Source organism: Terrabacter terrae, assembly GCF_039529575.1.
GTDB lineage: Bacteria > Actinomycetota > Actinomycetes > Actinomycetales > Dermatophilaceae > Terrabacter > Terrabacter terrae.
Genome location: NZ_BAAANB010000001.1, coordinates 447,194 through 455,350, shown reverse-complemented (window position 1 = coordinate 455,350; position 8,157 = coordinate 447,194). Strand labels below are relative to the sequence as shown.

8 protein-coding genes are annotated in these 8,157 nt (G+C 73.4%); 3 read left to right on the top strand and 5 right to left on the bottom strand.

What is annotated here, in order from left to right:
• The 3 genes from tilS to ABD194_RS02085 form a co-directional block, all read right to left on the bottom strand.
• The coding region (gene tilS, locus ABD194_RS02095) for a tRNA lysidine(34) synthetase TilS (protein ID WP_343986762.1) at nt 1-997 on the bottom strand (997 nt) is incomplete at its 3' end.
• A 21-nt stretch (nt 998-1,018) separates the two neighbouring features.
• Complete coding sequence (locus ABD194_RS02090) at nt 1,019-2,125, bottom strand: zinc-dependent metalloprotease (protein WP_343986759.1); 1,107 nt, start codon at nt 2,123-2,125, stop codon at nt 1,019-1,021.
• Between the two features lie 46 nt (nt 2,126-2,171).
• Nucleotides 2,172-3,734, bottom strand: a complete 1,563-nt coding sequence (locus ABD194_RS02085) for a D-alanyl-D-alanine carboxypeptidase/D-alanyl-D-alanine-endopeptidase (RefSeq protein WP_343986756.1) — start codon at nt 3,732-3,734, stop codon at nt 2,172-2,174.
• Nucleotides 3,735-3,888: 154 nt separating this feature from the next.
• Between ABD194_RS02085 and ABD194_RS02080 the strand changes: the two genes are divergently transcribed.
• Nucleotides 3,889-4,407 (top strand): inorganic diphosphatase, encoded by a 519-nt coding sequence (locus ABD194_RS02080; RefSeq protein ID WP_343986753.1) that lies wholly within the window; start codon nt 3,889-3,891, stop codon nt 4,405-4,407.
• Between the two features lie 15 nt (nt 4,408-4,422).
• On the opposite strand, the gene ABD194_RS02075 is transcribed toward ABD194_RS02080, so the two are convergent.
• Both ABD194_RS02075 and ABD194_RS02070 read right to left on the bottom strand, forming a co-directional pair.
• Nucleotides 4,423-6,075: an MFS transporter gene (locus tag ABD194_RS02075; RefSeq protein ID WP_343986750.1), complete on the bottom strand. Its 1,653-nt coding sequence runs from the start codon at nt 6,073-6,075 to the stop codon at nt 4,423-4,425.
• 7 nt (nt 6,076-6,082) lie between these two features.
• On the bottom strand, nt 6,083-6,277 hold the full coding sequence (locus ABD194_RS02070; protein WP_343986747.1) for a hypothetical protein: 195 nt from the start codon (nt 6,275-6,277) through the stop codon (nt 6,083-6,085).
• 113 nt (nt 6,278-6,390) lie between these two features.
• Here ABD194_RS02070 and ABD194_RS02065 point away from each other — a divergent pair, with 113 nt between their 5' ends.
• Together ABD194_RS02065 and ABD194_RS02060 are read left to right on the top strand one after the other, a co-directional pair.
• Nucleotides 6,391-7,071, top strand: a complete 681-nt coding sequence (locus tag ABD194_RS02065; protein ID WP_343986744.1) for a TetR/AcrR family transcriptional regulator — start codon at nt 6,391-6,393, stop codon at nt 7,069-7,071.
• A gap of 18 nt (nt 7,072-7,089) precedes the next feature.
• A complete protein-coding gene (locus ABD194_RS02060) occupies nt 7,090-8,025 on the top strand; it encodes an LLM class F420-dependent oxidoreductase (RefSeq protein WP_343986741.1) in 936 nt (311 codons plus the stop codon).
• Nucleotides 8,026-8,157 lie beyond the last annotated feature (132 nt).

Here is an 8,157-nt window from a genome sequence, read left to right as displayed (position 1 = left end):
AGGCGTTGGCGGTCTGGCGCAGCGGGGTGAAGACGATCGCTCCCCCCGTGCGGGCGACGGCGATGCCCCCGGGCACGTGGAGCGGCCCCTGGCCGTGCCACGAGGTGAGCAGGGCGTCAAGCGACTCGACGTGGGCGGCGCTGACGTCCGCGAGCGGCGCCCCCGCCTCGGCGGCGAGCAGCCGCCACACCCGGGTGCGGATCGCCCGGGGCAGGGCAGAGAGCGCGTCGAGGTCGACGCCGTCGCCGGCCGGGCCGGCCGGCAGCTCGGCCCTGGCCCTGACGGCGAGGCCCTCGAGGTAGTCGGCGTCCTCGCGCAGCAGGTCGGCGCTGCGCGCCAGAGCCGCCCCGAAGCCCGGGCCGAGGTCCGACTCGAGCGTCGCCAGCAGACGCCGCGCACGCACCCGCCGGAAGGAGTCGTCGCTGTTGTGCGGGTCGACCCACGGCTCGATGCCGTAGGCGGCGCAGGCCGCGAGCGTCGTGGCGCGCGGGAGGGCGAGGAGCGGGCGGACGAAGCGGTCGCGGCGCACCGGCATACCGCTGAGGGAGCGGGCGCCCGAGCCGCGGGAGAGGCCCAGGAGCACCTGCTCGGCCTGGTCGTCGCGGGTGTGGCCGATGAGAACGAAGACGGCGCCCATGCGGTCGGCAGCCGCCTCGAGGGCGGCGTAGCGGGCCGAGCGGGCGTCGGCCTCGAGGCCGGCACCGCTGGTGCGGACGGCGGCGCGCACGACCTGAACCGGGTCGAGCCCGAGACCGCGGCACAGCGCTGCGGCCTCCTCGGCGACGCCGGCGGACTGCTCCTGCAGCCCGTGGTCGACGACGACCGCGCCCGCACGGACGCCGGAACGCGGAGCCTCGAAGGCCAGCGCCGCCGCGAGCGCCACCGAGTCCGGGCCCCCCGAGCAGGCCACGAGGACGAGACCGCCGCCGGGGACGTCGGCGAGGTGCTCGCGCACGGCCAGGCGGGTCGCGGCCACGGCGGGGTCGGGACCGGGCATGCCTGCGTTACCTCGCACCGCTCAGCCGTGGACCCGACGCACCCAGGCGTCCGGGTCGAGGATCTCGGCGGCCCGGGGCAGGGTCTCGGGCGAGGACCAGACGGCGTTGAAGCCGTCGCGACCCACCCGGTCGGTCACGGCGCGCACGAAGACGGCACCGTCGCGGTACTGGCGCATCTTGGCCTCGAGGCCGAGGAGCTTGCGCAGCAGGCGGTCGACACCGACGGCGCTGTTGCGGCGCTGGTCGAACTTGCGGCGGATCTCGTCGACGCTCGGGATGACGCGGGGGCCCACAGCGTCCATGACGACGTCGGCATGGCCCTCCAGCAGCGACATGACGGCAGTCAGCTCGGCGATCTGCGCCTTCTGCTCCGGGGTGGCGAAGAGCTGGGCGATCCCCTCCCCGGAACTGAGCACCTCGGGGAGGTTCCGCGTCAGCTGCTCGAAGCGGCGGGAGAGGTCCTCCGGCGTCGGCGCCAGGTCGACGGCGAGCTCCTGCGTGCGCGAGACCATGTGCTCGCGCAGCCACGGGACCGCGGTGAACTGCACGCGGTGGGTCTCCTCGTGCATCGCGACCCAGCGGCGGAAGTCCGTGGGGTCGACCTGCAGGCGACGCTCGGTGGCCACGATGTTGGGTGCGACGAGGAGCAGCCGGGGCGTGCCGCCTGGCGCGAGGTCGTACTGGCCGAGGACCTTGCTCGAGAGGAAGGCGAGCAGCGCCCCCATCTCGGCGCCGGTCACCTTGCCGCCGACGAGCGCGGCCATGGCGTTGGTCGGCGACTTCCTCGCGGCGTTCAGCTTGTCGACGACCGGGTCGAGCATGGCGCGGAAGGAGTCGACGTTGGCGCTGATCCAGCCCGCCCGGTCGACGACGAGGGGCGCCGGCGCGTCCGCGGGCGCGCGAAGCTCGCTCGTTTCGGCCACCGGGGCGACGGCGGAGGCGGCGGCCTCGCGCAGGTCGGCGACGATGGCGGCCGCCTCCTCGCTCGAGACCTGGGGGCCGGGGTTGACGATGGCGCGGCCGGTCCGCTTCGCGAACTCGTAGTCGACCGACGCAGCCGGGGCCCCCCCTCCCGAGCGGTCCGGACGGCCGGCGCCCTGGGGCGTCGGGATGATGCTGTCTGTCATGCCAGGCCTTTCCGTGCCGGGACGACCCGAGCGGCTCACCGGACCGTCAGCGGCAGCCGCACGAGGCGATCGCCGCTACGAAACGGTCCAACGCCGCCCGCGCCTCGTTGGTTCCTACCCCGGCGACCATACCCACGAAGACGAGCAGCCGGCCGCTGTCGTCGACCACGCTGCCGGCGAGCGCGTTGGCACCGGTCAGGGTGCCGGTCTTGGCGCGGGCGCGCCCCGCCACGTCGTGGGCGGCGCCCGTGAACCGGGCCGCGAGGGTGCCCGTCAGCCCGCCGATGGGCAGACCGTCGAGCGCCTGTCGAAGCACCGGGTGCCGGCCGTCGTAGCCGAGCACGAGCACGTCGGACAGCAGTCCGGCACGCACCCGGTTCTCGCGGGAGAGCCCGCTGGCGTCGGACAGCGTGACGCCACGGGTGTCGAGGCCCAGGGAGGCCACCTGCGACACCACCCACCGACCCACCTGGGCGAAGCCCGTCCCAGCGCCCGACCGGTAGGCCGCCTGGCGGGCGAGGATCTCGGTCAGCCCGTTGTCGCTGTCGGTGAGCGCCAGGGCCAGCTGCTCGCGCACCGGGGCCGATTCCACGCTCCCGAGCACCGAGCCGGGCCCGCTGGTCGGCACGGTGGTCGGCACGGCGGTCGGCACGGTGGTCGGCGCAGCGGTGGCGGTGGCCTGGTCCGTGGCGGTCGGCGAGGTCGCGTCGGACGCGCTCGAGGCGGTGGGGGTCGGGCCCGGCGAGCCGGGCGCCCCGGGAGCGCGGCCGCGCGCCGCGAGTCGCACGGTGACGCCGAGCGACTCGAGCTGGTGCGCGAAGGCGCCGCGCACCGCCGCGACCGGGTCGGCGGGCCCCGGGTGTCCGCCGCTCGCCCGCTGCGTCGACAGGCCGAGCATCGCCACGGCGCCGGTGATCCCGTCGCTGCGGAACGTCGACGCCCAGGTGGGCGCGGTCCTCGGGCCGTCGGCATACGTCTCGTCGACGAAGAGCGTGACGCGGCGGATGCCCTGCGGCGACAGCTTCGCGATCACCTGCTGCGCGAGGTCACGCAGCCCGGCACGGCCGGCGACGGACTTCGGGTCGCCCTTGCCCGGGGCGAGGAGCGAGTCCCCGCCCGCCACGAGGACCACCTCGTCGGGGCTGTCGCCCTCGCGCACGACGGTGCGCAGCGTCTCGTCCGGGGCGAAGGTCTGGCCGATCGCCGTGGCGGAGAGCAGCTTCGTCGTGGAGGCCGGGATGCGGAGCTGGTCGCCGCGCTGGTCGAGGAGCACCTCACCCGTCTGCCCGTCGCGGACCACGAGGGCCGAGTCCTTCAGCGCCGCGAGGGAGCGCACCGACGCCAGCGCCTTGGCGACACCGGCGCCCGACGGGGCCGCGGTCGCACCCGCCAGCGAGGGCAGCACCGGGCCCGCCGAGGTGGGCAGGCTCGGCTGGGAGACCACGGGCAGGGTCCGTGTCGCGACGGTCTCGGTCGGCGCGGGCGGCGGCAGTGGACGCATCGTCAGCACACCGGGCGCGGCGTCGGCCACGTCGAGGACGGCATACCCGAGCACGACGGTCACGAGCGACCAGCCGACGGCCCTGGCGTACCAGCGGCGTCGCGGCATCTCGTGCGCCATCCTGACCCCCGTCCGTTGCTGTCCCCGGACCTGTTTCGCGCAGGGACCGACCTTGCTGACACACTGTCGCGGACGATTCTGTCAGCCGCAGCCGAGTGCCCCGGCACCCGAGCGCGCCCGAAGAGCCCGAGAAGGGGAAGACGTGGAGTTCGACGTCACCATCGAGATCCCGCGCGGACAGCGCAACAAGTACGAGGTCGACCACGAGACCGGTCGCATCCGTCTCGACCGCTACCTCTTCACGCCGATGGCCTACCCCGCGGACTACGGCTACATCGAGAACTCGCTCGGCGAGGACGGCGACCCGCTGGACGCGCTCGTGCTGCTGCCCGAGCCGGTCTTCCCGGGCGTCGTCGTCGAGGCGCGCCCGATCGGCGTCTTCCACATGACCGACGAGGCCGGCGGCGACGACAAGGTGCTGTGCGTGCCGGTCGACCCCCGCACCGCCGACGTGCAGGACATCTCCGACGTCAACGAGTTCACGCTCAAGGAGATCCAGCACTTCTTCGAGCGCTACAAGGACCTCGAGCCGGGCAAGCACGTCGACGGCTCCGACTGGGGCAACCGCGAGGCCGCCGAGAAGATCATCGGCGAGGCCTTCGACCGCGCCAAGGAGCAGGGCACCTCGACCGCCCGTTGGGCCATGCCGCAGGGCCACTGAGCCTTTCCGCGGGCCTCAGGCACACGCATCGTGTGCCGTGATGCCGAACCCCCGCTGCCCGATCGGGCGGCGGGGGTTCGCTCGTGTCGCAGGCGAGGTGCGTCCTCGCGCCGAGGAACCGGTCAGCAGGCCTCGGCGGCATCCGGCGTCGTCACGGCGACGGGCTCGCGGGCGGGCTCCGGCTGCGGCTCCACGTCGCGCGCCGGCCGGGGCCGCAGGACGAAGGCCGCGACGAGCAGGCCGACGAGCGTGAAGGCCGCCGACGTGCGGAAAGGCTGGTTCGACGCCCGGCACGAACTGCCCCGGGACCGACCTCGAGGCGTAGACGCTGACGATCGCCGCCAGGCCGACGGCCCCGCCCAGCTGCTGCGCGGTCTGGAGCAGGCCGGAGACCGTGCCGGCCTGCGTGCGGTCGACGCCGCCGAGGACGACCACGGTGACCGGCATGAAGACCAGGGCCGCCGAGACGCCGTTGAGCAGGAGCGCACCGAGCAGGTGCCCGGCATACGTGGTCGTCGTGGAGATGCCGCTGAGCCACACGAAGCTGGCGGTCAGGCCGAGCGTGCCGACGAGCAGCAAGACCCGGGGTCCCACGCTTGCGACGAGGCGGGCGCTGACCCGCGACGTCGCGAAGATGGCGAGGCTGAGGGGCAGGAACGCCGCACCCGTGGCCACGGGACTGAAGCCGAGGACGAGCTGGAGGTACTGCGTCACCAGGAAGAACGTCGAGAACTGTGCGCCGACGACGAGCGCCATGATCACGAGCGCACCGGCTCGGGTGCGGTTGCGAACGAGCGCGAGCGGCAGCAGGGGCGAGGCCACGCGGGACTCGGCGCGGACGAAGAGCGCGACCAGGAGCACCCCCAGGGCGAAGGAGACGAGGGTCGCCGGCGCGGTCCAGCCGCGGTCGGCCGCACTGATGAAGCCGTAGACGATCCCGACCGAGCCGAGCGTCGCGGTGACGGCTCCGACGACGTCGAAGCGCCCGGGCACCCGAGGCGTCTCGGTGACGAAGCGCCGGGCCAGGACGAGGACGACGGCGCCGATCGGCACGTTGACGAACAGGGTCCAGTGCCAGCTGACGTAGCTGGTCAGGACCCCGCCGAGGAGCAGCCCGATGGAGGCGCCGGCCGAGGACACGGCGGTGAAGAGCGCCAGGCCCCGGTTGCGGGCCGCCTGGTCCGGCGCGCTCGTGGTGACGAGTGCCAGCACGCTGGGCGCGGCCAGGGCCGCCCCGACGCCCTGGAGCGTCCGAGCCGCGACGAGCCACGCGGGTGAGGTGGCCAGGCCGCCGAGGAGGCTAGCCACGGTGAAGACCGCGAGCCCGATCTCGAAGGTGCGCAGGCGCCCGAACACGTCGCCGAGGCGCCCGCCGAGGAGCAGCAGGCCGCCGAAGGCGAGGGTGTACGCGTTGAGGACCCACGACAGGCCGGCGGGTGTGAACCCGAGGTCGGTGCGGATGTGCGGCAGCGCGACGTTCACGACGGTGCCGTCGAGCACGAGCATGAGCTGGGCGACGAGGACGACACCGAGGCCGATGGCGCCGCGGCGCGCAGCCGGTGAGCCAGGTGAGGCCGGGGAGACCGGGGAGACCGGGGAGACCGGGGAGGCCGTCGTCGAAGCGGAGCCGGCCTGCTGTCCGGGAGTGGTGTGGGTGGTGGTCGACATGAGGACCTCAGGCTTCGGATGGCGCGGCGACGCGGCGCGGCATGTCCGTGCCGAGGGGCTCGCGGGCCATCGCGGTGAAGGTGTGGGGGCGCGCACTGCGGGGGTCCGCGTCGCGCGGCACGAGGGGCGCACGGTGCGTCGTCGCGAGGTGGGAGAGGTGCAGGCGCTGGGCCTGGCGGGTGGGGCGGAGTGTGGTGGACATCGGTGCCGGACTCCTCAAAGAACGTCGGTCGGCGTTAGGATTAACGGAGAGCCACTCCGGTTCTGCCCGACCAACAATACGGAGACAGTCTCCGTTTAGCAAGGGAGTTTGTCGTGACGGCTGCCGACGCCGGCAAGGCGACGATCGCAACGTCGCCGAAAGCCGCTGCGGCTCAGAGCGATCCGCGCCCCTCGTCTCCCGAGGTCGGCACTTCCGCCGAGCAGTCCAGTGCGGTCAAGCGCCCCATGCGGGCCGATGCCAAGCGCAACTACGACAAGATCCTCGCCACCGCACGAGCGGTCTTCACCGAGCGCGGAGCCGACTGCTCCCTCGACGAGATCGCCAAGCGGGCCGGCGTGGGCCCCGGCACGCTCTACCGCCACTTCCCCACCCGTGATGCGCTCATCGACGCCCTGATGCAGGACTGGACCGACAGGGTCGCGGCCGATGCGGACGCCGCCATCGCGACCGGCCTGCCGCCACGGGAGATGCTGCTCGGCTGGTTCGAGCAGTTCGTCGACCACATCACCCTGCACCGCGGCGCGGCGAGCAAGATCTGCGCCGCGATGGACGACCCCGCCTCCCCCATGTACCGCAAGTGCCGCGTCATGAGCGATGCCAACGCGCGTGTCATCGACCACCTCGAGGACGAGGGCGAGCTGCGCCCGGGGATCGACGCGGCGAACGTCATGCGCCTCGTGAGCGGAGTCGCGAGCGTCGCCGACACCACCCGCACCGAGCTCGACGTGCGCCCGATGCTCGAGGTCGTCGTGGACGGAATTGTCCGGGACTGAGCGGTCGTTGCACGGGTCATGACTCTCGACCTGCGCATCTTCACCGAGCCCCAGCAGGGCGCCACCTACGACGACCTGCTCGCCGTCGCGCGCGCCACCGAGGAGCTCGGCTTCAGCGGCTTCTTCCGGTCCGACCACTACCTCCACATGGGCGGAGACGGTGGCGCGGGCCCGACCGACGCCTGGACGACCCTCGCCGGACTGGCCCGCGAGACCTCCTCGATCCGCCTCGGCACCCTCGTCACCTCGGCGACCTTCCGCCTCCCCGGGCCGCTCGCCATCCAGGTCGCTGGTGTCGACCAGATGAGCGGTGGACGGGTCGAGCTGGGACTCGGCGCCGGCTGGTTCGAGGCCGAGCACACGGCATACGGCATCCCCTTCCCGCCGCTCGGCGAGCGGTTCGACCGGCTCGAGGAGCAGCTCGCCGTGATCACCGGAATCTGGGGCACGCCCCGCGGAGAGACCTTCTCGCACGAGGGTCCGCACTACCCCGTGAGCGACTCCCCCGCCCTCGCCAAGCCCGTCCAGGACGGCGGGGTGCCGATCATCGTCGGGGGAGGTGGCCGGCGACGCACCCCGGCGCTCGCCGTGCGGTATGCCGCCGAGTTCAACGCCGCCTTCACGTCCGTTCCCGAGACGGGCCGGCTGTTCGAGCGGGTCCGCGCCGTGGCACGTGAGGCGGGCCGCGACCCCGGCTCGCTGACCTACTCCGCAGCCCAGGTCGTCTGCGTCGGCAAGGACGACGCGACCCTGCGCCGCCGCGCGGCCGCCATCGGGCGCGACGTCGACGAGCTGCGCGAGAACGGGTTGGCCGGCTCGGCCGACGAGGTCGTCGACAAGCTCGCCACCTTCGCGGACGTGGGCACGGAGCGCGTCTACCTGCAGGTCCTCGACCTGTCGGACCTCGACCACCTCGCCGACATCGCCGAGGGCGTGCTGCGCCAGCTCCGCTGACGCGGCTCGCTGACAGCGAGCGTGGCGAAGGGCCCCCTCGACGTGACACCTCGTCGAGGGGCAGTTCGCAACCTCGAGCGGGGACTTCGTCCCGCGTTCCCGACTTGATATGCATAGAGAACCTATGTAAAT